Annotated in this window: 21 protein-coding genes; 9 read left to right on the top strand and 12 right to left on the bottom strand. The window is 48.7% G+C overall.

What is annotated here, in order from left to right; all coding sequences use genetic code 11:
* Window positions 1-89: 89 nt before the first annotated feature.
* Both B5F25_RS10980 and B5F25_RS10985 read right to left on the bottom strand, forming a co-directional pair.
* Window positions 90-2,969, bottom strand: a complete 2,880-nt coding sequence (locus tag B5F25_RS10980) for a glycoside hydrolase family 2 (RefSeq protein WP_022038735.1) — start codon at window positions 2,967-2,969, stop codon at window positions 90-92.
* Window positions 2,970-2,989: 20 nt separating this feature from the next.
* Complete coding sequence (locus B5F25_RS10985) at window positions 2,990-4,042, bottom strand: DUF2027 domain-containing protein (protein WP_022038736.1); 1,053 nt, start codon at window positions 4,040-4,042, stop codon at window positions 2,990-2,992.
* 182 nt (window positions 4,043-4,224) lie between these two features.
* Between B5F25_RS10985 and B5F25_RS10990 the strand changes: the two genes are divergently transcribed.
* Window positions 4,225-6,705, top strand: a complete 2,481-nt coding sequence (locus B5F25_RS10990) for an AsmA-like C-terminal region-containing protein (RefSeq protein WP_087249576.1) — start codon at window positions 4,225-4,227, stop codon at window positions 6,703-6,705.
* 232 nt (window positions 6,706-6,937) lie between these two features.
* Here the strand turns inward: B5F25_RS10990 and B5F25_RS10995 are convergent, their stop codons facing one another.
* Both B5F25_RS10995 and B5F25_RS11000 read right to left on the bottom strand, forming a co-directional pair.
* Entirely contained in the window at window positions 6,938-7,885 is a 948-nt protein-coding gene (locus tag B5F25_RS10995; RefSeq protein WP_087212130.1) for a PCMD domain-containing protein, read from the bottom strand.
* Window positions 7,886-8,003: 118 nt separating this feature from the next.
* On the bottom strand, window positions 8,004-8,504 hold the full coding sequence (locus tag B5F25_RS11000) for an SPOR domain-containing protein (RefSeq protein ID WP_022038739.1): 501 nt from the start codon (window positions 8,502-8,504) through the stop codon (window positions 8,004-8,006).
* A 205-nt stretch (window positions 8,505-8,709) separates the two neighbouring features.
* Between B5F25_RS11000 and B5F25_RS11005 the strand changes: the two genes are divergently transcribed.
* The 3 genes from B5F25_RS11005 to B5F25_RS11015 all read left to right on the top strand — a co-directional run bounded on the left by B5F25_RS11005 (window position 8,710) and on the right by B5F25_RS11015 (window position 9,624).
* Window positions 8,710-8,913 (top strand): YtxH domain-containing protein, encoded by a 204-nt coding sequence (locus B5F25_RS11005; protein ID WP_087212133.1) that lies wholly within the window; start codon window positions 8,710-8,712, stop codon window positions 8,911-8,913.
* Between the two features lie 76 nt (window positions 8,914-8,989).
* Entirely contained in the window at window positions 8,990-9,361 is a 372-nt protein-coding gene (locus B5F25_RS11010) for a phage holin family protein (protein ID WP_022038741.1), read from the top strand.
* Window positions 9,358-9,624: a hypothetical protein gene (locus B5F25_RS11015; RefSeq protein ID WP_022038742.1), complete on the top strand. Its 267-nt coding sequence runs from the start codon at window positions 9,358-9,360 to the stop codon at window positions 9,622-9,624. The genes B5F25_RS11010 and B5F25_RS11015 overlap by 4 nt, the downstream gene beginning before the upstream one ends.
* On the opposite strand, the gene B5F25_RS11020 is transcribed toward B5F25_RS11015, so the two are convergent.
* Window positions 9,621-9,791: a hypothetical protein gene (locus B5F25_RS11020; RefSeq protein ID WP_158100135.1), complete on the bottom strand. Its 171-nt coding sequence runs from the start codon at window positions 9,789-9,791 to the stop codon at window positions 9,621-9,623. The genes B5F25_RS11015 and B5F25_RS11020 overlap by 4 nt on opposite strands.
* A gap of 105 nt (window positions 9,792-9,896) precedes the next feature.
* On the opposite strand from B5F25_RS11020, the gene B5F25_RS11025 reads away from it, so the two are divergent.
* Both B5F25_RS11025 and B5F25_RS11030 read left to right on the top strand, forming a co-directional pair.
* A complete protein-coding gene (locus B5F25_RS11025) occupies window positions 9,897-10,733 on the top strand; it encodes an alpha/beta fold hydrolase (protein WP_087249605.1) in 837 nt (278 codons plus the stop codon).
* Window positions 10,734-10,863: 130 nt separating this feature from the next.
* Window positions 10,864-11,718 carry an AraC family transcriptional regulator gene (locus B5F25_RS11030; RefSeq protein WP_087249607.1) on the top strand — a complete coding sequence of 285 codons (855 nt, stop codon included), beginning with the start codon at window positions 10,864-10,866 and terminating at the stop codon, window positions 11,716-11,718.
* Window positions 11,719-11,897: 179 nt separating this feature from the next.
* On the opposite strand, the gene B5F25_RS11035 is transcribed toward B5F25_RS11030, so the two are convergent.
* From B5F25_RS11035 to B5F25_RS11055, 5 genes are all read right to left on the bottom strand, one after another.
* Window positions 11,898-13,550 (bottom strand): AMP-binding protein, encoded by a 1,653-nt coding sequence (locus tag B5F25_RS11035; RefSeq protein ID WP_022040132.1) that lies wholly within the window; start codon window positions 13,548-13,550, stop codon window positions 11,898-11,900.
* 175 nt (window positions 13,551-13,725) lie between these two features.
* Window positions 13,726-14,301, bottom strand: a complete 576-nt coding sequence (locus B5F25_RS11040) for an XRE family transcriptional regulator (RefSeq protein WP_013617556.1) — start codon at window positions 14,299-14,301, stop codon at window positions 13,726-13,728.
* Window positions 14,302-14,581: 280 nt separating this feature from the next.
* Window positions 14,582-15,958 carry a TolC family protein gene (locus B5F25_RS11045; protein WP_087249609.1) on the bottom strand — a complete coding sequence of 459 codons (1,377 nt, stop codon included), beginning with the start codon at window positions 15,956-15,958 and terminating at the stop codon, window positions 14,582-14,584.
* A 113-nt stretch (window positions 15,959-16,071) separates the two neighbouring features.
* Window positions 16,072-19,206: an efflux RND transporter permease subunit gene (locus B5F25_RS11050; protein WP_087249580.1), complete on the bottom strand. Its 3,135-nt coding sequence runs from the start codon at window positions 19,204-19,206 to the stop codon at window positions 16,072-16,074.
* Between the two features lie 43 nt (window positions 19,207-19,249).
* Window positions 19,250-20,350, bottom strand: coding sequence for an efflux RND transporter periplasmic adaptor subunit (locus B5F25_RS11055; RefSeq protein WP_164496644.1), 1,101 nt, complete (start codon window positions 20,348-20,350; stop codon window positions 19,250-19,252).
* Window positions 20,351-20,545: 195 nt separating this feature from the next.
* Here B5F25_RS11055 and B5F25_RS11060 point away from each other — a divergent pair, with 195 nt between their 5' ends.
* Window positions 20,546-21,469 carry a helix-turn-helix domain-containing protein gene (locus B5F25_RS11060; RefSeq protein ID WP_087249585.1) on the top strand — a complete coding sequence of 308 codons (924 nt, stop codon included), beginning with the start codon at window positions 20,546-20,548 and terminating at the stop codon, window positions 21,467-21,469.
* A 577-nt stretch (window positions 21,470-22,046) separates the two neighbouring features.
* On the opposite strand, the gene B5F25_RS11070 is transcribed toward B5F25_RS11060, so the two are convergent.
* Together B5F25_RS11070 and B5F25_RS11075 are read right to left on the bottom strand one after the other, a co-directional pair.
* On the bottom strand, window positions 22,047-23,057 hold the full coding sequence (locus B5F25_RS11070) for a GGGtGRT protein (RefSeq protein WP_087208238.1): 1,011 nt from the start codon (window positions 23,055-23,057) through the stop codon (window positions 22,047-22,049).
* A gap of 16 nt (window positions 23,058-23,073) precedes the next feature.
* Window positions 23,074-23,775, bottom strand: a complete 702-nt coding sequence (locus B5F25_RS11075; protein WP_087208240.1) for a hypothetical protein — start codon at window positions 23,773-23,775, stop codon at window positions 23,074-23,076.
* A 375-nt stretch (window positions 23,776-24,150) separates the two neighbouring features.
* Between B5F25_RS11075 and B5F25_RS11080 the strand changes: the two genes are divergently transcribed.
* Window positions 24,151-24,672 carry a DMP19 family protein gene (locus B5F25_RS11080; protein WP_087249589.1) on the top strand — a complete coding sequence of 174 codons (522 nt, stop codon included), beginning with the start codon at window positions 24,151-24,153 and terminating at the stop codon, window positions 24,670-24,672.
* Window positions 24,673-24,898: 226 nt separating this feature from the next.
* Window positions 24,899-25,711: a hypothetical protein gene (locus B5F25_RS11085; protein WP_087249591.1), complete on the top strand. Its 813-nt coding sequence runs from the start codon at window positions 24,899-24,901 to the stop codon at window positions 25,709-25,711.
* Window positions 25,712-25,787: the final 76 nt, after the last annotated feature.

A 25,787-nucleotide genomic window follows, 5' to 3' on the forward strand; every position in this document is an offset into this window, starting at 1 on the left:
ACGGATGACACAGGCAAATGCCGTGTCATCCGTGTATTAACCTGCGTGCCATGCTGATTTATCCGGCAGCAGTTCTTGGCAAAAGCGTTTTATTTTCTGAAATCGAACATCAGGTTCAAGTGCAAGCCTTCGTCTCCACTCTTGATGCGGATATTGCCCGGCTGGCTGTTCGGTCCCTGCTGTTCGATAGGCTTGAACGACCATATTGCCGGAATATCCAGCAAGAACGAAATATCACCTTCAGGGAAAGCAGGCATAATCTTCTTTTTCCTGCCTGCTTCTGCCGGCGTAAAGATGCGGTAGAAAATACCATCGTTACGCGAATAGACCGTAAACGGTGTCGTATCACTCTCCAGCGTTGCCCAATACATATTGGCATGGAATCCCTTAAACTCCGGATAAACCAGATTTTCATAACTCTCGCCGGTCACGGTATTGTTGTAATCCTTGTGCCAGATGTCGTAATTGGTGCCCGGTATGCGGTTCTTCCATACGCGGTACGGGCCACGTCCCATCCATTTCATGCCTGTGCATTGCGTCTCAGGGTAAGAGAAGGTCAAGCCCAGGTTGTACACTTTGGTATCCATAAAGGCATCATCGAAACCACCTCCTCCCGAAGCACGGTTCAGCAGGATAGCATCCATATAAAGCAAGCCCTGGTCGGTGAGGCGCCATACGATAGAATCTACACCACCTTTATACTTGGCACAGAACACGGCACCATCGGCGGCACGGCGCACATAGCTCTCCGCCGCCTCGAAACGCATCTTCATACCCACTGCTACCGGACCGTCTTTGAAAGGTATCTCCTTATCGCCCGAAAGCACACGGGTAATCATACCTGTCGCAGCATCGAAGGTGACGCTTACCTGCTCGCTCCGCAAAGTAAACGCATTATCTTCTTTCACCGCCTCGGCAGGGCGAACGGCTTGCAAGGTCATCGGTGTAGAAGCAAGGTGACGCTCGAAATAGGGTTTTGCAAAATGAATGGGATAAGTCCAGGTACACATGCTATGTCCGTCCTTATCAAAAGCCTCCAGCTTCAGGACATCTCCTTCACGAAAAGCATCGGGAAGCGCAAAGCGTGCCTTACCTGTTTCGCCGGGATTGAGTGAAGGAAGCTGTACATCACCACTTGCCAGCACAACGGAAGCCCCACCTCCCTGCAAAGGAGTAGGACAAGCCAGCACACTGTATGTCATCCGGCATTCCTTCAGATTGGTATAGGTGTATTCGTTGGTCAGGAAAAACGACCCGTCGAAATGCGGCGTAATCATCAGCGGTTTCAACTGAATGGGAGACCATTGTGCCCGGATGGCATAAAAGCTTCCTTCTTTCTCACGGCGCGGTCCCACAATACCATCCGGCGCATTGGAGCCATCCGAATCCAGAATGCCACCCTTATCGGTACGCTTGGGAGCCTCATCACTGAACACCCAGATAAAACCTCCGGCAAACAACGGATTGGTGCACCAGCGGTCCCAAAAGTCACGCAAGCCAGCCCCACCTCCCTGGTCGTACATGGCATGCATGAACTCGGTGGGCATAAACACTTTATAACCGTTGGTAAAGCGTCCTACTCCGGTCAGGTAAGCCGGATAATGGTGCGTATCCAAATCGTTGAAGTCTGCCCACGGATGAATGACGTGACGCTTCTGGAAGGGGTCGTGCTTGGCAAACTCACCATCATTGTTCACGTTCCATCCGCCCTCATTACCGTTGCTCCATATAACGATGGAAGGATGATTCACATCGCGCTCTACCATTTCCTTTATCAGTTTGGCACCGATTTTCGTATCATAATGCCCGTGCCAGCCGGAAAGCTCGTCAATGTAGACCAATCCAAGCGAATCACACATATCCAGGAAGTGTTCATCGGGCGGATAGTGCGAACGCACGGCATTCATGTTCATCTCCTTAATCAACAAAGCATCCTGACGGCTCATATCGGCACTGGTGGTACGTCCGCCGTCTACCGAAAACGAATGACGGTTGACACCTTTCACTACCAGCCGCGTACCGTTCAGGTAAAGCCCGTCTTGTGGAAAAAACTCTACGGTACGGAAACCTACACGCTCCTCGCGTGTCTGCACCACTTTGCCGGCAGGGTCTTTCAGTTCCATGTGTGCCACGTAAAGATTAGGTGCCTCGGTAGACCACGTCTTAACATTTGCCCACGCACCTTCCACCTGCTGCTCGGTGCCTGCACCGGAAATGCGGAACGTAAGCTGTTCTTTTCCATCGGCCGTCAACAAGGGCTTCCCATCTTTCAATCCCCGCATAGAAACGGTCCATTCGTAACCTGAAGCATCGGCACTCATCCGCAACGAAGCCCGGAAAGTTCCGTCGGCCTGTGCATCCAAGACATAATGGTCGACCGACACGGCAGGCAGAACTTCCAGCCATACCGGACGGTAAATGCCTCCGTACAGCCACCAGTCGGCACGGCGTTCGGCTGCATTGACCGACTTGTCCGCCGATTCTTTCGCCACCTTGACTTCCAGGGTATTCTTTTTGCCCGGTTTCAGAAGTCCGGTTATATCATAGCTGAACCGATAGAAAGCTCCTTGGTGGATGTCCCCGGCAGACTGACCGTTGATTTTCACCTCGGCATCGGTCATCACCCCATCAAAAAACAGTTTGACCCGTTCGCCTTCTTTCCACTTCGGCGCCTTGAACTGATAACGGTAAGTACCGGTCTCCTCACTAGGCTTAGCACCCTTGATGGTATAAAAACGTCCGTAAGTATAGTTGCCAAAACCCTGTAATTCCCAACACGAAGGCACTTCAATCGGTTTCCATTTCCCCGAATTCTGTCCTTCTGAACAAAAGAATTCCCACGTACGGGTATCATCAACTCCTGTCCCCGACAGGTAAATGCGTTCGGGATGAGGAGCCTGAGCCTGCAATGCCATGCCGCCACACAGGCAGCAGGCAAAGAAAGCTTGTCGAAAAATGTTGTTTCTCATGCTAGCTTTTATATTACTTGTTAATGAATGGTCACCATCGTTGCCCCGAATCCGTATTCGCGGAACGAAGCGTCCTGGCTGGAGTAGTTCTTATACTTGCGCTTCAACTCATCCAAGATGGCACGGCGCAACACGCCATCTCCTTTACCGTGGATAAAGACGATGCGCTGCCCTTTCTTGTTCTTGTATTCGTTCAGTGTCTTGTGAAACACATCCAACTGGTAGTTCAGCATCTCGCTATTGCTCATTCCGTTCGTATCATCCAGCAACTCATGGATATGCAAGTCAACTTCCACAATGTCGTTCTTCACCTTGGGCTGGTGCTTTTTCGGTACCTTTGGCTGGTCGGGCACGGTTTTCTGCAACAAAGCTTCCCGGATGTCATCGGCCGAAACAAAGACCTGCTTTACGGATTCATCATCACGCACGACATCATACATCAAGGCCGGTTCGGCAAAGAAATCGGTCTGCTGGAATGTATGAAGCTTGTAGAATTTCACGGTATCGACACGCAACTCCATCGATACGGCATTTTTCAGCAGGAAAGTACGGTCGTCTTTATATGCCAACAACTGTACAGCCACATGTTCCATGCCGTTCAGTGCAGACTTATCAAATTCTTCCAGATGCTGTTTCATATTGGGAGCCACCGTACCCCGGCTTCGTAACGTCCAGCTCTTTCCTTCGGCGGACAGATACAGGTAATCGATGAAATAATTGCTGTCGTTTACCAGATAGGCATCAAAGGCCGTTGCCGAGATTGCTTTTACATCCTGTGGCACGTATGCCAGATATACATTCAGCACATCATTCCCTTTTATTTCAGGTGCCCGGTAAGTAATGGGTTTTTCCTCTTCTTCAGGCTCCTCTTCCACCTCCGGAGCTCCCTGCTTCTTACCGGTCTTCAACGGGATATTATAATCATCAGTCTGTATCACCACGCATTCTTTTACCAGCATCGGTATCTCGAATCCGTCTTCATCCTCTACCAAGGCTATGTCTTTACCTTGAAAACCTTTCACGATTCCGCCTCCTACTTCGCTCAGGAAACGTACTTTATCTCCTATTTTCATATCGCTTGTCTTTTTTTATGAATTGTCACACAAAGGTAGAAAAATTATTCATTCGATTAACAATTCACATACTTTTGCCCCTATTTTTACGTTTTCTTTACTTGCAAATTCGATTTTTTCTTGATAACTTGCCTTTGATTTTTCAACCAAGCTCTATTTTAATATATAATAAGGAGGCTATTATGAAAAAAGTATTGAAAATCGCAGGCATCACACTAGGCGTGCTCCTGATTCTGATTTTGGTTCTTCCATTTGCTTTTCAAGGAAAAATAGAAAAACTTGTCAAGCAGGAAGGCAACAAAATGCTGAATGCACAATTCGACTTCAGTGCATTGGACATCAGTCTGATACGCAATTTCCCGTCGGCTTCAATCACCCTGGAAGACTTCTGGCTGAAAGGAGCAGGCGAATTTCAAAACGATACGCTGATTCAGGCGGGCGAGCTGACCGCAGCCGTCAACCTGTTTTCACTCTTCGGCAACAGCGGATACGATATATCCAAAATCATCATCGAAGATACCAAAGTGAAAGCCATCGTCCTGGAGAACGGACACCCCAACTGGGACGTAATGAAGCCATCTGCCGACACAACCGATACGGAAGAAACCCCAACCGAAAGCGCACCGATACGCATCAAGCTGCAAAAACTTTCGATAAAAGACCTTTCCGTAAGCTACGATGACCGGCAGGGAGGCATGTATGCAGCCATCAACCACCTGAATGCCACATGTTCGGGCGATTTCGGTAGTGAACGTACCACGGTAGACCTGAGTATGGAAACTCCTTCGCTCACCTACCGCACCGGAGGCATCCCCTTCCTGAACAAAGCACGGCTGGAAGCCGATATGAATGTAGATGCCGATTTTGCCAACAACAAGTATACGCTGAAAGACAATACCATCAGCCTGAACGCCATTCAAGTAAACATTGACGGATGGGCAGCCATGCAAAAGAACGGTATCGGCATGGACATGAAACTGAATACAAACGAAGTGGGATTCAAGGAACTGCTTTCGCTTATCCCTGCCATCTATGCCAAAGACTTCCAAGACCTGAAAACGGACGGCAAAGCAAGTCTTACGGCATTTGCCAAAGGTATCCTGGGACAAGACCAAGTACCGCAGTTTGAAGTCGCGCTGGACGTAAAAGACGGAATGTTCCGCTATCCTTCCCTGCCTGCCGGTGTGGAAAACATAAACATCGCCGCCAATGTGAAGAATGCAGGGGGAAACATCGATGCAACGGAAATAACAGTCAGCCCCTTCGATTTCGTATTGGCTGGTAATCCGTTCAGCCTGAAAGCCTCGGTAAAAACACCGGTAAGCGACCCAGACCTGCAAGCCTCAGCCCAAGGGACACTCGACCTGGGCAAGATAAAGGAAGTCTATCCACTGGAAGATATGACCCTGAACGGCACCATTCAAGCCGACATGAACCTTGCCGGAAAACTTTCGTACATCGAAAAAGAACAATACGGCCAGATGAAAGCGGCAGGCAGCATCCGGCTGAACAACATGAAGCTGAACCTACAGGATATGCCGGCCATTGACATCCAACGTTCTACCTTCAGCTTCTCGCCCCGCTACCTGCAACTGAGCGAAACAACCATCAACATCGGACAGAACGACCTGACCGTAGACAGCCGCTTCGAAAACTACCTGGGATATGCATTGAAAGGCTCCACATTGAAAGGAAACCTCAACATCAGCAGCAACCACATTCATGTAAACGACTTCATCAGCAGCGATACAACAACCGTACAGGCCCCGGAAACCCATGATAGCACAACCGTTTCCTCTTCGGAAGCCGGTGTTATCCGTATTCCGGAAAACATCGACTTCACCATGCAAGCAAACCTGAAAGAAGTTTTGTTCGACAAGATGAAACTGGAAACGGTAAGCGGTGTACTGACCGTAAAAAACGGTACCGTCGACATGCGTAACCTTTCTTTCAACACCATGGGAGGAAGCATTACGGCAAACGGTGCCTACTCAGCCCCCAAAGGAGTACAACCGCACCTGAACGCCGGATTCGACATGAAAGGCATCGGATTCGCCCAAGCATACGAAGAACTGGGACTGGTACAACAACTGGCACCTATCTTTTCCGGACTGAAAGGCAACTTCTCGGGCAACTTGAAAATAAACACGCCACTTGATGAGAAAATGAGTCCGGTCATGCAACAAGTACAAGGCAGCGGAAGCCTGTCGACCAAAGACCTGAGCCTGAGCGATGTGAAATTTATCAACCAGGTAGCCGACATCGTAAAGAAACCCTCGATGAAAGATATCCAAGTGAAAGACCTGAACCTCGATTTCGAGATAGCCGACGGAAGAGTCACCACCCAGCCATTCGACTTAAAACTGGGTGATTATACCATGAACCTTTCCGGCTCTACCGGACTGGACCAGACCATCGACTACACCGGCAAGATAACCTTGCCTTCAGGAGGTATCGGCTCGAAGCTGGGAACCGTAGACATGACCATCGGCGGAACCTTTACCTCGCCCAAAGTAGGCATCGACATGGCGAGCCTTGCCAAAAACGCTGCAGAACAAGCCTTAAAAGGACTGGTAAAAGGAAATGACGAAAACGGTGAAGAAACAAAAGAAAAAGAATCGGTCATCGACAAGGCACTCAACCTGTTCAAGAAAAAGAAATAAGACCAGGCACAAAGCCTGAAACGGCAAAAGCCGATGCGCATCCCTGCGTATCGGCTTTTCCGAATTACTAATTAAGTAAAATGCACGACAGGAACGCTTTCCCGTCTTTTTTGATAGAGATATTATCGAAGGGGATTTCTATTCCCTTCTTTCTTATAACACTTCCGGGACTGAAATTGTTTTCAACCATATAAAAAAATATGAATTGGCATTTTGCAAACATTCATTTATCCTAATACACCAGGCAAACGTTATCCACCCACAGTGTATTGCCCGGCGAACCGACAAAGGCACCGCCCAGACTGGACGTAAACTGCAGAATGAGATGAGTAGGTGTTTCATCGGCATCCGCCCATCCGTTTTCCTGAATCAAGACACTCTCACCCTTGCTATTGCGTGCATGATAATTGCCCACACCCAGTTTCATCAGTTCGGCATCGTAATAAGAAGTATGCGATATATCTCCGTAATGAATATCATAAGTCGCCTTGTTGCGCCAGCCTTCAGTCTGCTGATAACGGATAACCGCCGTACCGATACGCTTGGCTATGATATTGCCCTCGGCATCCTCGGTGCGCTTCTGAAGCAAGCAGGTCATAATGGCACAGTCTTGCCCCGGAACAGTGCTTTTCCGGCTGAATCCCGTCTGACGGATGCGATTCGGCTCACCCGACATTTTTACCTTGTAATCGTAACGGATAGCCTTAGGACGGGAATTAAAACGTACGCCCATATTCAAGGCTTTCTCGCCTTCCTTCGTTCCGGTGATAGGTTCTTTCATATCGCCCAGGAACAAGGAACCGGAAGCCAGCACCGTGATATTCACCACTCCCAAAACCTTGACACTTTCGATATGCGTTTCCAGACGGGCACAATAGCCCCCTCCCCTCTGTTCGGGATAAACACTGGTATTGGTCTTGACAATCCCCATCACCTTTGCCATAACATTGGAATTTCCCCACGGCGAACCTCCCTGGTTCACATACGGGGTATTCCCATCCAGTTCTTTCACAGGCCCTACTTCATAAAGCAGTTTCGTATCGCCGCCAATAATACCCGATTCGTGAATCTTGCGCGTAATCCACTGGTCCATATCACCATATTTCAGAGGAACGACTTTCTCCTGCGCATTCATAAAAAGAGGAAATGCCATCGCCAGCACTCCGAACATCCATTTCATCTTTCTCATGTATTATTCTACCTTATTTTAATTTGCGGGCAAAGTTACAAAAAAAAGCGATAGCCAAAAGGCTACCGCTCTAAATCTGAATTATCGGATATTATTTCCGGTCTATTTACTATTTGGCATAAAGCAGCCACGCACCCTGGAAATCCTTGCGGTCGGGATACTTGGCTTTAAAAGCGTCGCGGGCAGCCGAAGCCTCTTCGTGTGTATCATAAGAAGCCACAATGACGCGGTACATATTCTTTTCAGCATTATATACCACCTTGGCATTATACCCTTCGCCATCCATCTGCCCTTTCAGACCGTCGGCGTTTGCCTTGATACCGAAACTTCCGCATACCACACTGTATGCCTTCAGCCCGTCACCCGAAACCAGTTCTACCTTTTCTTCACGGACCGGCGCCGTAGTCACAGGGGCAGGAGTTGTAGGAGCAGGAGTAACAGGAGCTACCGGAGCAACTGTCTCCGCCGGAGCCTCACTGGTTGCGGCTTCTGCCAATTCTTGTTGTTTCGCTTTTTCATAAGCCTTTTTATAAGCACTTTCGCTTGACTTACAGGATGAGAATGCCAAAGCTACACACAATCCCATTCCCAATACAACAACTTTCTTCATTTGTCTTGAATTTATAGATTTAACTTTTCCGTTTCTTCTCGTTTTATTTTTTGCAAAAGTAGCAATATCTCCCTAGTCTTGCTATTAAAATCTGTTAATAATGCAAGATATTATGGGATTTGTCAAATATTTCGTCCAAAAATGATGCATTATAATCAGAATTTTCTTAGATTTGTAAGCGTAATAACTAAAAAAACGTTTTGATATGAAAGCATTGAATGTAGTAGCTGCATTCTTGGGTGGGATTGCCATTGGTGCAGCAGCAGGTATTTTATTTGCTCCGGAAAAGGGTGCCGACACACGTAACAAAATAGCTGAGCTTTTGCGTAAAAAAGGTATCCGTCTGAACCGTGAAGAAATGGATGATTTGGTTGACCAAATCGCATCGGAAGTAAAAGATGCCGACTAATCATGAGCATGAACTTCAAGAGGGTGTGGTAAAAGGAAAATTTTAGCACACCCTCTTTTTTAAACCTCCAGAAACTATGTTTGCTAACGACAAAAGCATTGACAACCTGCAAGACCTCTTCAAGGAATTCAGGAAATACCTTGAACTGCAAGGACAATACCTCCGGCTGGAAGCGATAGAAAAACTCACCATCCTGCTCTCTACACTGATTCTGATTTTCATCCTGGTGACCGTAGGAGTGATGGCTCTTTTCTATTTCTCGTTCATGCTGGTATATGTACTTGCCACCGCCGTGGGAAGCCTGATAGCGGGCTACGCCATTGTAGGCATCCTGCTGATTGCGATAGCCCTGCTCATCTATCGCTTCCGCGTACCACTTATCTTCCAGCCGATGGTCAATTTCCTGGCACGGCTATTTTTGGATGACACAAAGAAAACAGAACCATGAACAATCTACCACCGAACCACTATACCCTGGAAATGATCCGCCAGCAACGGATAGATAAAAAAAAGGAAATCCTCCAGTCAAAAGAACAGATGCTCCACCTTGCCCATCAACTCTTTGCCCCGCCACAAAGCAAAAACAAATTTGAAGGGATGATGCAACATGTCAACATGGGCATCGCCGCCTACGACGGACTGATGACAGGCATCAAAGTATTACGCCGCGTACGTGCTTTCTTCGGAAGCGGCAAAAGAAAAAGATACTAAGAAGCTGTTTTGAATTTCTCCAAAAAGTTTTTCTTGGCTTGATGTATCTGTTTTCGTGTGTGCTTTGGGCGATTTTTTGGTCCTTTTCGCTCCTGTTCTTCGTCAGATAGCCCGCTATCTTCCTCATCACAGAAGCGAAAATGCCTCAAAAACTCATCCCAAATCATCGCACGATAAATTCAAAACAGCTTCTAAGAGCCTGTTTAAATTTATCCGCAAAATGCCAATAGGATGAAGGTGAAATGCATTCATCCATAAATTCTAAAGACAATATGAAACTGAAAAAACTATTCTTTACACTTGCCCTTATGCTGGGCTGCATCACCGCATCGGCACAAACCGATTCTACCTTCTACATCAAAGGACCGATGGGACGGCTGGCGGCACGCCTGCAGCTCCCCGCACTCCAACAAGGAGAAAAATGCCCGATGGTCATACTCTGCCACGGATTTACCGCCAATATGCAAGGACCCTTGTTCGACACCATCAGCGACAAGCTGACAGAAGCCGGAATCGGCGTGGTGCGTTTCGACTTCAACGGACATGGAGCAAGCGAAGGTGATTTCATCAATATGACCGTCCCCAATGAAATAGACGATGCACTGGCCGTCATAGCCTTTACACGCAACCTGCCGCAAACCGCCAGCATCTCCCTGCTGGGACATTCGCAAGGAGGGGTGGTTTCGGCAATGACCGCAGGACGACTGGGCAAATATGCCATCCGGAGCGTAGTACTGATGGCACCTGCCGCCGTATTGCGCGATGATGCCCTGCGGGGCAACACAATGGGAGTCGTATACGACCCCTGGCACGCCCCTGAATACATCACCATGCCTTCAGGACACAAACTGGGAAGAAACTACATCCAGACCGCCCTCGAACTGCCGATATATGAAACGGCAAGCCGGTACGACGGCCCTGTACTTGTGATACACGGAATGGACGACCGGATAGTACCTTACACTTACGGAGAAAGGTTCCACCAGACCATGAAGAAAAGCGAAATGACCCTGATACCGGGAGAAAACCACGGATTCGGCGCCAACTTGCAATATGCCACCTCTGTAGCTTCTTCGTGGCTGATAAAAAAATTGAAAGACGGAAAATAAGAACCCGGCACCACTTGGTGCCGGCTTAACTTCTGCAAAGTTCTTTTAAAGTTCGGAAAAGCAGACGAAGCACATTTGGAACTGAAGCATAAAAAATCTATATTTGCTTGCTAATATTAAGAAGGAAATAATGAAACGAGTAAGTTCACTAACCGCTATACCCGCCGAAACCCACTTCATAGCAGGCATTGATGTAATCGGTAATCTTAAGAAACTTTTCGAAACTCCAGAGCAGATATCAGGGTGCCTGATATTGCTTTGTGTAAGAGGAAAATGCAAAATCACCATCCACCTGACCCAATACGAACTGAAAAAGAATACGATAGCCGTAATCTATCCCAACCAGTTCGTACAGATAACAGAGGATACACCCGATTGCCGGTTCGCCTTTGTCGGATTCTCCTCCACACTGATACAGCACCCTTTCCTGTTTTCCAACACAATACAGTATGCCCCCTCTATTCTGGAAGAACCGGTCATCAGCTTGTCTCCTGAAATGGCAGACCTGTTCGGCGATTATTTCAAAGTACTGATAAAGGCAAAAAGGCTGGGCAATGTGCTGATAAGGGAAGAACAGCTTCCGCTGATTCTGACCGGACTGATTATTGAATTGGGAAATATCAACAGGCAAGAACCACTGGCAAAAAACACCCAGCATTATACACGCAGCCAGGAAATCGTGAAAGAACTGATACGTGTCGTAGTAGAAAACTACAAGACCGAACGGAACATCTCGTTCTATGCCGACAAAATGCATCTTTCGCCCCAACACCTGAGCACCACCATCAAAAAAACAACAGGAAGGACGCTCACCGACATCATCTCGGCATTCGTCATCAAGGATGCACAAGCCAAACTACGCTCCACCGAACTGACCATACAGGAGATTGCCTATTCGCTGAACTTTCCCGACATCTCTTTCTTCGGGAAATACTTCAAGCGCTATACCGGAGTATCGCCCAAACAATACCGCAATATGAGGTAGGGGACTACCAGGGGACTAGGTGACTAGGGACTAGGTGACTAGGTTTCAGATACCATTGGGTCACCTAGTACCTAGTTCCCTAGTCACCTAGTACCTAGTCCCTAGTCACCTAGTACCTAGTCACCTAGTACCTAGTACCTAGTCACCTAGTTCCCTAGTACCTAGTACCTAGTCAAAAACTAAACCACCTCAATCCCCTGCTCCGCGCAAAGCTTGAGGCTCAGTTCTTTCAGCTTGAACTTCTGTATCTTTCCGCTTCCCGTCATGGGGAACTCCTTGACGAAGAAGATATACTTCGGTATCTTGTAGCGGGCAATCTTGCCCTCGCAGAACTCACGCACGTCGAACTCGTTCATCGTGCAGCCCTCGTGCAGGATGATGAAGGCACCTACCGCCTCGCCGTATTTCTTCGACGGCACACCTGCCACCTGCACATCCTTGATGCCCGGCATCTGGTAGAGGAACTCCTCTATCTCGCGCGGATAAATGTTCTCGCCCCCGCGGATTATCATGTCCTTGATGCGCCCCGTGATGCGGTAATTTCCGTGCTCGTCCTTCACGCCCAAGTCGCCCGAGTGCAGGAAACCGTTCCGGTCTATCACCTCGGCGGTGGCCTGCGGGTTCTTGTAATACCCCTTCATGTTGTTGTAGCCCCGGTTGCACATCTCGCCCTGCACGCCTACGGGACATTCCTCGCCCGTCTCGGGGTCGATAACCTTCACCTCGGTAAACTCGAAGTCACGCCCCACGGTGTTGAAGCGCACCTCGGCAGGGTCGTCTATGCGGCTATGCGTCATGCCCGGCGAAGTTTCGGTCAGCCCGTACACGCTGGTCACCTTCATATACATCTTCTCCTCCACCTGCTTCATCAGCTCCACGGGGCAGAGCGAGCCTGCCATGATGCCCGTACGCAGGCACGAAAGGTCGAACATGTCAAACATCGGGTGGTTCAGCTCGGCGATGAACATCGTAGGCACACCGTAAAGCGCCGTACAGCGTTCCTTATGGACGGATGCCAGCACCACCAGCGGGTCGAAACGTTCCACCATCACCTCCGTACAGCCGTGGGTGAGGCAATTCATCGTGGCAAGCACCACGCCGAAACAATGGAACAGGGGCACACATACGCACAGCTTGTCGTCTTGGGTAAACTTCATGTGCTCGCCCGTCAGGAAACCGTTGTTGGCAATGTTGTAATGCGTCAGCATCACGCCTTTGGGGAATCCCGTGGTGCCCGACGTATATTGCATGTTCACCGTGTCGTGGCAATTCACTTTCTTCTTGGCTTCCGCCAGCACATCATCCTCGATGTTGTTCCCCAGGAGCAAGATTTCCGCCGTGTTATACATCCCGCGGTATTTCTCCTGCCCGATATAGATAACGTTGCGCATGTAGGGGAAGCGTTTGCTCTTCATGTGCCCGCGCTCGAAAGTCTTCAGTTCGGGCAGCATCTTGTAGGTCATCTCCACAAAATTGCTGTCCCGCTCACCGTCTACGATGCAGAGGGTATGCATGTCCGAGTTCTCGCACAGGTATTCCAGTTCCGCCTGCTTGTAGTTGGTGTTCACCGTAACGGCTACGGCACCTATCTTGGCACAGGCATAGAGGAAGGTCAGCCAGTCGGGCACGTTTTTCGCCCAGATGCCCACATGTGTGCCATGGGTCACCCCGATGGCAAGCAGCCCCTTTGCCATGTTGTCCACACGGCGGTTGAACTGGCTCCACGTAAAGCGCAGGTTGCGGTCGGAATAAACCAAGTATTCTTTGTCCGGCGACACGGCAGCCCAGTGTTCCAGCCAGTCGCCCAATGTCCGTTCTGAAAGTTGAATCATAATATTTAAGTTTTCACCACAGATTACACAGATTAAAAATAATCGATTCATTCACCACAGAGGACACAGATTTAATTAATAATAAATAACGGCGGATGTTTCCGTTGCCAAGTATTAATTGTTAATTATTAATTGATAAAATCTGTGTAATCTGTGGTGAAACATACATCCACCGTCAAACCGGTGTATAAATCACCGCCAGAATCTGTGCCGCCTGTCCTTCGAAGGCATGCACGTGATGCGGCACGATGGAGTCGTAATAAATCGTGTCCCCCTCTTCCAGCAGGTAAGTATATTTCCCGTAATTGATTTCGAGCGTTCCTTTCAGCACCATGATGAACTCCTCCCCTTCGTGTGCCGACAGGGTAAAGGCATCGTTGTTCGCATCGATGTCGATGATGAACGGTTCCATGTGGCGGTCCGCCTTACTGCGCGAGAGCGAATGGTAGTGCATGTGCTGGCGTGCGTCGACGGCATTGTTCGAAAAGCTGATGGTGTCGTCCGCTTCTCCGCGGCGGCACACCACGGGGCCGTCTTCTTCCGACTGGTCGTCAAGGAAAGTCCCCAGCCGTACACCCAGTGCGCGCGCTATCTTCAGCAGCGGGGCAAGCGAGGGGATGTCAATGTTGTTTTCTATGCGTTCAATCTGTCCGGCGGTAAGCCCTGTACGTTCTGCCAGTTCATCGATGCTGATTTCCTTGGCGGTGCGCAAATCCTTTATTTTTTCTCCGATAATGTTCGTGCGATCCATAGTACGAATATTTTTATAAATTATACCGCCGACAAAGATAATAAAGTTTTCTTAATTGACAATGAACTGACATGCTAATGTGCCAATGTGTCAATAAATAATGAGATAATGTGCCAATAAATTATGAGATAATGTGCCAATAAATTATGAGATAATGTGCCAATAAATTATGAGATAATGTGCCAATAAATTATGAGATAACAAGCCATCCTGCCGGTGTGGCGGGGATGGCTTGAAGGACCGGCTTTCACAAGCAGACCCTACATATAGAGCATGAAAGTCATAAATCTGCCTCTGCGCCTCCACCCAAGGCATGATACAAGTTAATGACACCCTGGATTTCCTGATAACAGTCTGAAGCACAATCCAGCCTTGCAGACAAGAGCGACTGGCGGGCGGTGAGCACTTGCAGGTAATTGGTCGTGCCGTATTCCATCAGCAGTTCAGTGTCGTGAACTGTTGTTTGCAGATGCTTCACCTGTTCCTCGTCCAGCCGGATACGTTCACGGGCGGTTTGCCATTGGATAAGAGCGTTATTCACTTCTTTTCCGGCATCGAGCAGCGATTGACGGAATGTGAGCAAGGCTTCTTCCTGTTGTGCCTTCGCTGTTTTCAGATTGGCAATGTTCTGCCCACGATTGAATATAGGCTGTACTAAAGACCCGATGGCTTGCAGCAGCCAACTCCCCGGATTTGTAACGACGGCTCCTCCGTTATTGGTCCAGCCTGCCGAACCGCTTAACGTAATGCTGGGATAAAAAGCGGCACGTGCCTGGTTGGTGACATAAAAAGCCTGTTTCAATGCTGCCTCAGCCTGCCGGATGTCGGGACGGCGGGAGAGCAGTTCGAGAGGTACCCCTGTAGACAGGCGTTGAGGAAACCGCTGATTGCTCAGGTTCCCGCGCTGGATACGGTGAGACACTTCGCCCAAGACGGAAGACAAGCTGTTCTCTGTTTCGGCTATTTGTTGTTGCAGGCTGAGCAGGGATGCTTCTGCCGAGGCACGGCTCGCCTCTGCCTGGCTTACGGTGGCACGGTCGGCTTCACCTGCCTGCATCAGTACATAGAGGCTATGGACGTAATCTTTCCAGCTTGCAACCGTTTCGGATGTGATGCGCTCCTGTTCGTCCAGCATCAGGAGGGTGTAATAACTGTCCGCTACAGTGGCTATCAGTTGGGTTTGTACAGCTTGATGGTAAGCATCGCTTTCCTCCAGTGCGGCACGTGCGCTGCGTTTGGCATTGGTCAGTTTGCCGAAAATATCTATTTCCCAGCTTGCCGAAGCCCCTACCTCGTATGTCTTGCTGGTTTTGCTACCATCCAGGCTGCTCAGTGTGCCTTGAGGGTCAAGCTGCACGGAAGGGAGGTAAGCAAGTTTGGCAGAGACAAGCTGTGCCTGCATTTCTTTCACTTTCAGGTAAGCGATACGCAGGTCGGTGTTCATTTCCAATGCCTGTTGTATCAAGGCTTGCAGATAAGGGTCGGTGAAAAGTTCTTTCCACGACAGGTCTGCGACCGAAGAAGCGGTATCAGCCTTTACTTCTGTCCGGTAAAGACTGTCTGCCGCTACGGAGAGTTCCGGGCGTTCGTATCGGTTGTAAATGCCGCAACTTCCCAATAGACATACCGTTGCGGCTGTGAATAATAGTTTTCTCATATATATAAAAGGTGTGTCGAAATAAAAATATATCAGAACATCATACCTTGCTTTTTGCGGGCGCGATACCATAGCGTGTATGGCGGTGCGCCCACAAATCGCAAAGCAAAAAGTTAGTCATCATCGTGCTTTCTTGCAGGCATCAACCGTTCCTGCATGGCTTGGAAGACGATGAACAGTGCAGGTACTGCAAAGAGTAAGGCAAGGGTGCCCACAATCATACCGCCTACCACTCCGGTACCCAACGAAATGTTTCCATTGGCTCCGGCACCCGAAGCGAACACCAAGGGCAACATACCAATGACCATACAGAGAACGGTCATGATGATGGGGCGCAAGCGGACAGTTGCGGCGGATACGGCTGCCTGGGCAAGACTCATGCCTTGCCGGCGGCGTGTGGCTGCATATTCGGTGACCAGAATCGCTGTTTTTGCCAGCAGTCCGATGAGCATAATCAGTCCGGTCTGCATGTAGATGTTGTTCTCCAGCCCACACAGGTTACTCAGGGCAAAGCTTCCCAACAGCCCAAACGGCACACTCAACATAACCGCCAAAGGAATGAACAGGCTTTCGTAAAGAGCGCAAAGGATGAGGTAGACGAATACGATGCAGATGGCGAACACGATGATGGTATTCGAACCGCTTCCCGCCTCTTCGCGGGTGATGCCTCCGTATTCGTAACCATAGCCCACGGGCAAGGTCTGTTGCGCCACTTCTTCCACCGCCTTGATGACATCGCCCGAGCTGTAGCCGTCGTTCATCATGGCGTTTACCTGGATGCTGCTGTACAGGTTGAAGCGTGTCAGGGTTTCGGGACCATACGTCTTGGTCAGGGTAACGAACTGCCCGATAGGAGCCATTCCCCCCTCATCGGTGCGGACAAACATGTTGTTGAGCGCATCGGTGTCCAGGCGGAAATTCTTGTCTGCCTGCACATAAACGCGGTAGAGCTTGGAGAAACGGTTGAAGTTGGACGAGTAGCTGCCTCCGATATACCCCGACATCACGCTCAATACATCGGTGGGCGACACGCCCATCCGCTTGCACCGTGCGGCATCCACCTCCACTTTGTATTGGGGAAACTTCGTGTCGAAAGTGGAATAAGCCGTTTGCACTTCGGGACGCTGGTTTAGTGCGGCGATAAACTTGTCGGCATGGCTTTTCAGTGTCGTGATGTCGCCTCCGGCACGGTCTTGGATATAAACTTCCACACCGCTTCCTGTGCTATATCCCATGATGGTGGGTTGGGCAAAGGCGAAAAGTTTGGCACTGTGTACGTTGGCGGTACGGCGGTATATCTCCTCGATGACGGCGGTGATGTAGTCTTCGTCCTCCTGCCGTTCGTCCCAATTTTTCAGCTTGACGATGAGCATACCGCCGCTGGCTGCCTGTCCTCCCAACATGCTGTAGCCCGCCACGTTGGAGTAACGCTCTATCTGTGGGATGTCCTTGAGGCAGGCTTCCACTTCCGCCATAGCCTTAATGGTTTGCGACAGACTGCTGCCCGGAGGCGTGGTCACGTTGACGAAAACGGTACCCATGTCTTCATCGGGCACCAGTCCGGTTTTGGTGTTTTTCATCAGCACCGCAAGCAGGGTGATGGAAGCGATGACTCCCGCGCCTACCAGCCACTTGCGTCGGAAGAACCATTTCACACCGCTCTTATAACGCAGCACGAGGCGGTTGAACGAGGTTTCGAATGCCTGATGGAACCGGGACGAGAAACTCAGCTTCTGTCCGCTCGCCTTATCGGCATGAGGAGTCATCAGCAGGGCGCAGAGGGCAGGACACAGCGTCAGTGCATTGACGGCGGAGATGCCTACCGCTACCGCCATGGTCAGCCCGAACTGCATGTAGAACGTACCGCTGGTGCCACCCATGAACGAAGTGGGGATAAACACCGCCATAAAGACTAATGAGATAGTAACGATTGCCGTCGCGATGCCGTCCATCGCCCGGTTGGTTGCCTGATAGGGCGAGCGTATGCCTTCATCGAACTGTGCCTGCACCGCTTCTACAACAACAATTGCATCGTCGACCACCGTCCCGATGACCAATACAAGGGCAAACAAGGTCAGCAAGTTCAGCGAGAATCCTGCCACGTAGAGAAAAGCAAATGTTCCCACCAGCGACACGAGAATGGATATGGTCGGGATGATGGTGGAACGGACGCTTTGCAGGAAAACGTACACTACGAGGACGACAAGAATAATGGCTTCTATCAACGTCTTCACCACTTCGTGAATGGAAGCGTCGAGAAACTCTTTCGTACTCATTAGGTCGACCAGCACCAGCCCTTTGGGCAGTTCCTGCTGCACTTCTTCCATCAGTTTGTCTATCTCGCTGATGATTTCATTAGCGTTCGAGCCTGCCGTTTGCGAAATCATGGCGGTGGCTCCCGGATGTCCGTCTACTTCACTGCTGTGGCTGTAGCTTTGCGTCCCCAGTTCCACGGTGGCGATGTCTTTCAGGCGGAGCACTTCACCACTTTCCAAGGATGTAATGACCAGATTGCCGAACTCTTCGGGCTTCTCGTAGCGTCCGCGGTATTTCAAGGTATATTGGAACGCGTTTTCCGAATCCTCACCCAAAGTACCCGTAGCGGCTTCCACGTTCTGCTCGTCAAGCACAGCCGTCACATCGGCAGGCACCAGTCCGTATTGCGCCATCTTTTGCGGGTCGAGCCAGATGCGCATGGCGTAGTCATCTCCCATGACATTGACGTTTCCCACGCCGCTGATACGCGACAGCCGAGGCTCGATGTTGATTTTGAAGTAGTTGTTGATGAATGTCTGGTCGTACGAGTCATCGGGCGAATAGAGGGCGATGATTTTCAGCATCGAGTTCTGCCGCTTTTCTACCGTTACACCGATTTGGGTCACTTCGGCAGGCAGCAGTCCTTCGGCTTCGCTCACACGGTTCTTGGTGTTGATGGTCGCCATATTGGGGTCGGTGCCTTGCTTGAAGTAGACGGTGATGTCGCCGGCACCGGTATTGGTAGAGGTGGAAGTCATGTAAATCATATCCTCTACGCCGTTGATGGCTTCTTCCAGCGGGACGACAACCGATTTCTGTACGGTTTCGGCATTGGCACCGGTGTAAGTGGTCGATACCATGACGGTAGGCGGTGCGATATCGGGGTATTGCTCCATCGGCAGGTTGGCCAAGCCGATAAGCCCCACCAACAGAATAAGCACCGATATCACACAGGCAAGGATGGGGCGGTTTATAAAAGTTTGTAATTTCATAATCGTTTTCCGTTAAAATCATTCATTAGACAAATGTTATCAGTTATTGCTTTCCGATAGCAATCGGTGTACCTTCTTGCAGAAGCCCTGCCCCTTCCGCTACAATAACATCGCCGGCTTTCAGTCCTTGTGTCACGATGTATTCTTTACCGTCGTTGACCGGGAAGACGGTAACAGAAGCCGATGTCGCTTTACCGTCTACCACGCGATAAACAAACACTTTGTCTTGTATTTCATAGGTTGCCTCCTGCGGCACAACAAGCACGCTGTCCATCCGGTAAGGGAAGACAATGGTTCCGCTTCCCCCGTTCCGCAACATCCGTTCGGGGTTGGGGAAAGTGGCACGCAGGCTGACCGCTCCGGTTCCGGTATCAATGGTGCCGCTTATCGCGTCTATCTTTCCTTTGTGGGTGTACATCAACCCGTCGCTCAGGCGAAGCGATACTTCCGGCATCTGCTTCATTGCCTCTTCCAAGGTCCCGCTCTCGCGCACCAGTGTCAGTATCTGATTTTCGGTCATCGAGAAATAAACATACATTTCTTCATCATCCGACACCGTGGTGAGCGGTGTGGTGATGGAAGCGTCTACCAGTGCGCCTACACGATAGGGTATCATGCTTGCCACCCCGTCTACCGGACTTTTCACTTCTGTATACGACAAATCATTCCGTGCGCTGGTTTCGGCAGCCTGCGCCTGCTCCAATGCGGCTTCGGCTTCCAGCAACGAGTTGCGTGCCGTTTGCAGGTCGAAAGCCGACACGACGTGTTCCTCAAACAGATTTTCCTTGCTGTTTTCCGTCATCTTAGCGGTGGCAACAGATGCTTCCGTACTCTTTACATTGGCTAGAGCCGTTTGCAACGCCGCCTGATAAGGCACTTGGTCGATAACGAAGAGAGTTTGTCCTTTGCTGACTTTTGCTCCTTCTTCGATGCATACATCTGTGATGGTGCCGCTTACCTGCGGACGTATCTCCACGCTTTGCCGTCCGTTGATGACGGCGGTATAATCGCGCGTCAGCGTACGGCTTTCCACCGCCACAGTCATGGTCTTGTAGGTGCTCTCTCCTGCACCTGCCGGTTTTTCCTTACAGGACGTTGCCAATAGCAGACAACCGATTCCTGCACATGCTAACATTCTTTTCATTCTTAATTTGCTTTGCTTTTTTAACTTAAAATTTGCCGCAAATGTAAACAGTGCTATCGGTATGCTTTTGGTTACGATTCACATATTGTTGGTTTCAATCCGGAGCTTAAGGCTTTTTTGCTTTAATAGTTCTAATAAGTGGAAAAAGGCTTTGGAAGACAACTGGGTTCTGTTATTTTTGCGAAAAATCAAGCAATGATGGAAAGTCTTAAGGAAAAAGTGGTAGCTTGGATTCGCAAAGATCTGTCTTCTGACGGGCAACTGGACTGGGCTGCCTACAACAATAGTCTGGTAATGGTCCGTATGGAGGGAACAGATTTCCGCTTGTCCGGCAAATGGCTGCCTGACGGATGGCATGTGTTCTTACAGGTGCACAAAGGTGAATTGAGGCTGACAGCCAACGGCGAACGCTTGGGATTCGACACTCCGGTATATGTGGATTTTCTGAAATTCCGCGAATGGAGCGATGTGACGCTGGCAGGGAAATATCGCACCTCTTTCATCGTAATGGAGCAACACTTTTTCATGGAGACCACTCTCCCGATGCGCAATAAAATAGCAGAAGGAATGGAACAATTTGCCAAACATCCTTTTACTTCGGTAAATGCAGATGAAGACCGTGACTTGTCCCGACTGGAAGAAATGATGTTCTCTACCCTGTCGGCAAATTCTCATCTGTTTTGCCGTGAACTGATACAGGCATTGGCTTGTGCCTGGCAGTATGAGTTGTGGAATATCTTTTTTCATCGCCAACAAGATGTCCGTTCCACCATAAATCCGCATTGGAACGATGTTGTTTCGCAATTCTTCTACTTAGCTCACACGTATTGCCGCGAGCAGCACAGAGTAAGCTGGTATGCCGCACAACTGGGCGTATCGGCAGATGCCTTGTCTGCCGCCTTAAAACGGCTGCACGGAAAAACGGCAAGCGTCATCCTGGAAGAATTGCTTGCCGTCGACGCGAAAGTCTGTTTACACAATCCGGCACTGTCTGTGCAAGACGTGGCGGAAATGCTGCACTTCTCCGACCAATCGGCATTCGGAAAATTCTTTAAGCGGCATTGCGGCATATCACCTGCTGTTTTCAAGAAACGGCACATCGAAGAAAACAATTCATGATTGTACTTTAGCGGCATCAAAATGTGCATCTTCTGACTCTGAGAAATGCTTGCCAACCACCGCCCTTCCAGATAATATCATAGCAAGACGCAGCCGGTTGCGGAAGCCTGCGGATATAGGTGCGGCGCCAAACGCATATAGGTTCATCCGCTGTAAGATTATTAATCTTCAGGCTGCAAGATTATTAATCTTACAAGCGGAAGATTATTAATCTTACAACAGACGAGGTTATCCCAATGTTTTAGAAGCTGTTTTGAATTTCTCCAAAAAGTTTTTCTTGGCTTGATGTATCCGTTTTCGTGTGTGCTTTGGGCGATTTTTTGGTCTTTTTCGCTCCTGTTCTTCGTCAGATAGCCCGCTATCTTCCCATAGTAAAGATGCAAGATTTTGCGTCTCTACAAAAACTCATCCCAAATCATCGCACGATAAATTCAAAACAGCTTCTTAATTGCAGCATTTTTGCGAATGGGATTATATATGGGAGTTTTTCTTAAAATTGTAGTAGCTATATAAAAAAGAAAAAGAGGCCATCTCTAGTTTTTTGAGACAGCCTCTTATCTATGTATAGTAACTTATATTACTTATTCAGAGCCAAAGCCACATTCACAGCGCAAGCTACGGTACATCCTACCATCGGGTTGTTACCGATACCGAGGAATCCCATCATTTCTACGTGTGCGGGAACTGATGAAGAACCTGCGAACTGAGCGTCTGAGTGCATACGGCCCATCGTGTCGGTCATACCGTAAGAAGCAGGACCTGCAGCCATGTTGTCCGGGTGAAGTGTACGGCCTGTACCGCCACCTGATGCTACTGAGAAGTAAGGCTTGCCGGCAAGTACACGTTCTTTCTTATATGTACCTGCTACCGGATGCTGGAAGCGGGTCGGGTTAGTAGAGTTACCTGTAATAGATACGTCTACGTTTTCGTGCCACATGATAGCTACACCTTCACGAACATCGTCGGCACCGTAGCATTTTACTTTCGCACGCGGACCGTCTGAATACGGAGTTTCGTTTACGATGTTCAGTTTACCGGTGAAGTAATCGAACTTCGTCTGAACGTATGTGAAGCCGTTGATACGAGAGATAATCATAGCGGCGTCTTTACCCAAACCGTTCAGGATGCAGCGCAACGGGTTCTTGCGGACTTTGTTTGCCATTTCGGCAATCTTGATAGCACCTTCGGCTGCGGCGAATGATTCGTGGCCTGCCAGGAAAGCAAAGCACTGTGTTTCTTCGCGGAGCAGACGGGCTGCCAGGTTTCCGTGACCCAGACCTACTTTACGGTCGTCTGCTACAGAGCCCGGAATACAGAATGCCTGCAAGCCGATACCGATAGCTTCGGCTGCGTCAGCAGCGTTCTTGCAGCCTTTCTTCAGTGCGATGGCGCAACCTACCACATAAGCCCACTTTGCATTTTCGAAACAGATACCTTGTGTTTCCTGACAAGTCAGATAGGGGTCGAGGCCTGCTTCGTCACAGATCTTGTTAGCTTCTTCAATGTCTTTGATGCCGTTTTCGTTCAATGCAGCCAGAATCTGCTTCATACGACGGTCTTGACTTTCAAACTGTACTGGTCTAATCATAATCTGTGTCCTCCTATTATTCTTTACGTGGGTCAATATATTTAACTGCGCCTTGTTCGGGTTTGAAGCGGCCGTAAGTTCCGGTAACAGCTTTCAACGCTTCGTTAGCGTCAACACCCTTCTTCACTTGTTCCATGAACTTGCCCATGTGAACGTATTCATAACCGATTACCTGGTTGTCCTTATCCAAAGCCATACGAGTGATGTAACCTTCGGTCAGTTCGAGGTAACGGGTACCTTTGGCTTTTGTACCATACAATGTACCGGTCTGGCTGCGGAGACCTTTGCCCAGGTCTTCCAGTCCTGCGCCGATTACCAAGCCGCCTTCTGAGAAAGCTGACTGAGTACGGCCGTAAACAATCTGCAGGAACAGTTCACGCATAGCCGTATTGATAGCGTCGCAAACCAAGTCGGTGTTCAATGCTTCCAGGATGGTCTTGCCCGGAAGGATTTCAGATGCCATGGCAGCAGAGTGAGTCATGCCCGAGCAACCGATGGTTTCTACCAGACATTCTTCGATAACGCCTTCTTTTACGTTCAGCGTCAGTTTGCAAGTACCCTGCTGGGGAGCGCACCATCCCACACCGTGGGTCAAACCTGAAATGTCTTTGATTTCTTTTGCCTGAATCCATTTCCCTTCTTCAGGAATAGGAGCCGGACCGTGGTTAGGTCCTTTTGCGACACAACACATGTGTTCAACTTCGTGTGAATAAGTCATATTCGTTACGTTTTATTGAGTAATAAAAAATAAGTAGTTCTTAGTCGGGTCTCAGAGGCAGTCCCTCTTGATTCCGCACGCAAAGTTAGTTGTTTTATTGATTTATGCAACGGGACGGAACGAACTTTTTGTCGCTTTTTAATGATATTTTTTATGAGACTTGCTGTTTTGTAATGTCAACTTGGCAAAATCTTTTTCGTATATGGCCGAAAAGCCTTATCTTTGCGGCGTGATTTCTATCGTATAATAATCGAACACAGAGACGCAGAGGCACAGAGTTTTTATATTATAGGAATAAAGAGAGTAAAAAGAAAATATTCAGACTTTATTTCTCTGTGTTTCTGTGTCTCTGTGTTCAAAAAGAGAAACAAGAAGATGGAAGAAAAGAAGATTACAGTAAGCGATGAAGCGTTGCGCCGGGCGGCAGGTGAAGGGATGGACGAGTTTCTGCAAGTGTTTACCGACCGTTACTTGGAAGTGACAGGCGGGCAGGTCAATGCCGATACGATGCCTTTGCTCAACGGAATGCAGCACACGTTGTTGGGCTACCGCCTGTTTTGCGAAGAAGTGGACGAGGGAGGTTTCGTGCAGTTGATTCAGAACGGATACGGCCCTTACATTTTCCTCAATCCTTTTGCGAAGGCGATGCGCCTGATGGGGGCGAAGGAGTTTTCGAAGCTGGTATACGCGGCGCGGAAGATTTACGAGGAAAACCGCGAGGACTTGGAGCGTGAGTGTAGCGAAGATGAATTTATGGCAATGTACGAGCGTTACGAAGTGTTTGATGAGCTGGAAGAGCGGTTCATGGAGATGGAAGAAGAGGTGACCGGGCAGGTGGCGCGGTATGTAGACGAGCACTTAGAGCAGTTTGCCGAAATAGTGAAGGATGAAGAGTGAAGCATGAAGCATTGGCTATGTGCTTTCGTGGGGCGTTGCATATAGGTGCAAGTGCCGGTGCACGTACTTTCATCGGGCGATGAAGATAGGTGTATGGAGCAGTGAAGATGATTGGTTGAAAAATATACGTTAAAAAACGTAAACCGATGCAGTATTTTCAGCATCTTTGCATTCTAGCTAAAAAGTTTATCAAATTAATTGCAAAATCAAATAAAAAAGGAAGAACATGAAAAAGTTTAAATTGAGCGTGCTGGCTATGGCATTGACAACAATGTTGGGATTTACTTCTTGCTTGGATAATGGAGAACCTGGACCGAGTTCAGCAACATCTTTTCTTAAAGTAAGAACTTCAATGGGATATACTACATTTGAAGATCCATCAGGTTTTCAATATATACCAACTACAACATTGACTACTTCTCCTACTTCGCGTTTGGCATTTCTTTATTTTGAAATAGATACCAGTACATTGACGCAAGAATCAACATCTGCAGATATCACATTATTACAAGATCCTGTTTATTTGAGAGAGATGAATGCGGCATTATCCCCTGTTCCTGCAGAAGAGGAAACTGTTGCATTATATGGTATTCCATCGAATGGATGTGCCGTATGGGGAGCTTTTGAATTTTTGATTATGGCACCGAATTTTAATCTCAAAAAAGGAACTACAACTTCAAATTTAGATTCGGAACTTCCTAATCATCGTTTAGCGGTTTATTATGATTCTACAGAAGAAGGTGTTGCTAATGGAACACTTAGATTGCATATCCGTTATCGCATTACTAATGCTGATATGACAGATGAAAATTGGGGACAAGATTATAATGTCCAATATGGTGAATATGTATTTGTTGATTTAGCATCAATAATATCCGCATATAGAAATAATAATCAAAATGAATATCCGACACGTCTTGAATTGGAATATGAAATGTATAATACTAATTCTGCAACATCGGATCCCGATAAGAAGACTTCTCAGACAATTACTATAGAAAAACAATATTTGCCTGATATGTCGGAAACTGAAGAATAATCAATATTACCTAAGTATAGCCGGGCAATATTTGTCCGGCTTTTATTTTGAAAAGTGCAGGGTTTTCTGCATCTTT

Source organism: Bacteroides sp. An19 (genome assembly GCF_002160215.1).
GTDB lineage: Bacteria > Bacteroidota > Bacteroidia > Bacteroidales > Bacteroidaceae > Phocaeicola > Phocaeicola intestinalis.

Coding starts and splice junctions, on each gene's coding strand:
- B5F25_RS10980 (WP_022038735.1), bottom strand. CDS start 2,969: ATGAGAAACAACATTTTTCGACAAGCTTTCTTTGCCTGCTGCCTGTGT.
- B5F25_RS10985 (WP_022038736.1), bottom strand. CDS start 4,042: ATGAAAATAGGAGATAAAGTACGTTTCCTGAGCGAAGTAGGAGGCGGA.
- B5F25_RS10990 (WP_087249576.1), top strand. CDS start 4,225: ATGAAAAAAGTATTGAAAATCGCAGGCATCACACTAGGCGTGCTCCTG.
- B5F25_RS10995 (WP_087212130.1), bottom strand. CDS start 7,885: ATGAAATGGATGTTCGGAGTGCTGGCGATGGCATTTCCTCTTTTTATG.
- B5F25_RS11000 (WP_022038739.1), bottom strand. CDS start 8,504: ATGAAGAAAGTTGTTGTATTGGGAATGGGATTGTGTGTAGCTTTGGCA.
- B5F25_RS11005 (WP_087212133.1), top strand. CDS start 8,710: ATGAAAGCATTGAATGTAGTAGCTGCATTCTTGGGTGGGATTGCCATT.
- B5F25_RS11010 (WP_022038741.1), top strand. CDS start 8,990: ATGTTTGCTAACGACAAAAGCATTGACAACCTGCAAGACCTCTTCAAG.
- B5F25_RS11015 (WP_022038742.1), top strand. CDS start 9,358: ATGAACAATCTACCACCGAACCACTATACCCTGGAAATGATCCGCCAG.
- B5F25_RS11020 (WP_158100135.1), bottom strand. CDS start 9,791: ATGATTTGGGATGAGTTTTTGAGGCATTTTCGCTTCTGTGATGAGGAA.
- B5F25_RS11025 (WP_087249605.1), top strand. CDS start 9,897: ATGAAACTGAAAAAACTATTCTTTACACTTGCCCTTATGCTGGGCTGC.
- B5F25_RS11030 (WP_087249607.1), top strand. CDS start 10,864: ATGAAACGAGTAAGTTCACTAACCGCTATACCCGCCGAAACCCACTTC.
- B5F25_RS11035 (WP_022040132.1), bottom strand. CDS start 13,550: ATGATTCAACTTTCAGAACGGACATTGGGCGACTGGCTGGAACACTGG.
- B5F25_RS11040 (WP_013617556.1), bottom strand. CDS start 14,301: ATGGATCGCACGAACATTATCGGAGAAAAAATAAAGGATTTGCGCACC.
- B5F25_RS11045 (WP_087249609.1), bottom strand. CDS start 15,958: ATGAGAAAACTATTATTCACAGCCGCAACGGTATGTCTATTGGGAAGT.
- B5F25_RS11050 (WP_087249580.1), bottom strand. CDS start 19,206: ATGAAATTACAAACTTTTATAAACCGCCCCATCCTTGCCTGTGTGATA.
- B5F25_RS11055 (WP_164496644.1), bottom strand. CDS start 20,350: ATGAAAAGAATGTTAGCATGTGCAGGAATCGGTTGTCTGCTATTGGCA.
- B5F25_RS11060 (WP_087249585.1), top strand. CDS start 20,546: ATGATGGAAAGTCTTAAGGAAAAAGTGGTAGCTTGGATTCGCAAAGAT.
- B5F25_RS11070 (WP_087208238.1), bottom strand. CDS start 23,057: ATGATTAGACCAGTACAGTTTGAAAGTCAAGACCGTCGTATGAAGCAG.
- B5F25_RS11075 (WP_087208240.1), bottom strand. CDS start 23,775: ATGACTTATTCACACGAAGTTGAACACATGTGTTGTGTCGCAAAAGGA.
- B5F25_RS11080 (WP_087249589.1), top strand. CDS start 24,151: ATGGAAGAAAAGAAGATTACAGTAAGCGATGAAGCGTTGCGCCGGGCG.
- B5F25_RS11085 (WP_087249591.1), top strand. CDS start 24,899: ATGAAAAAGTTTAAATTGAGCGTGCTGGCTATGGCATTGACAACAATG.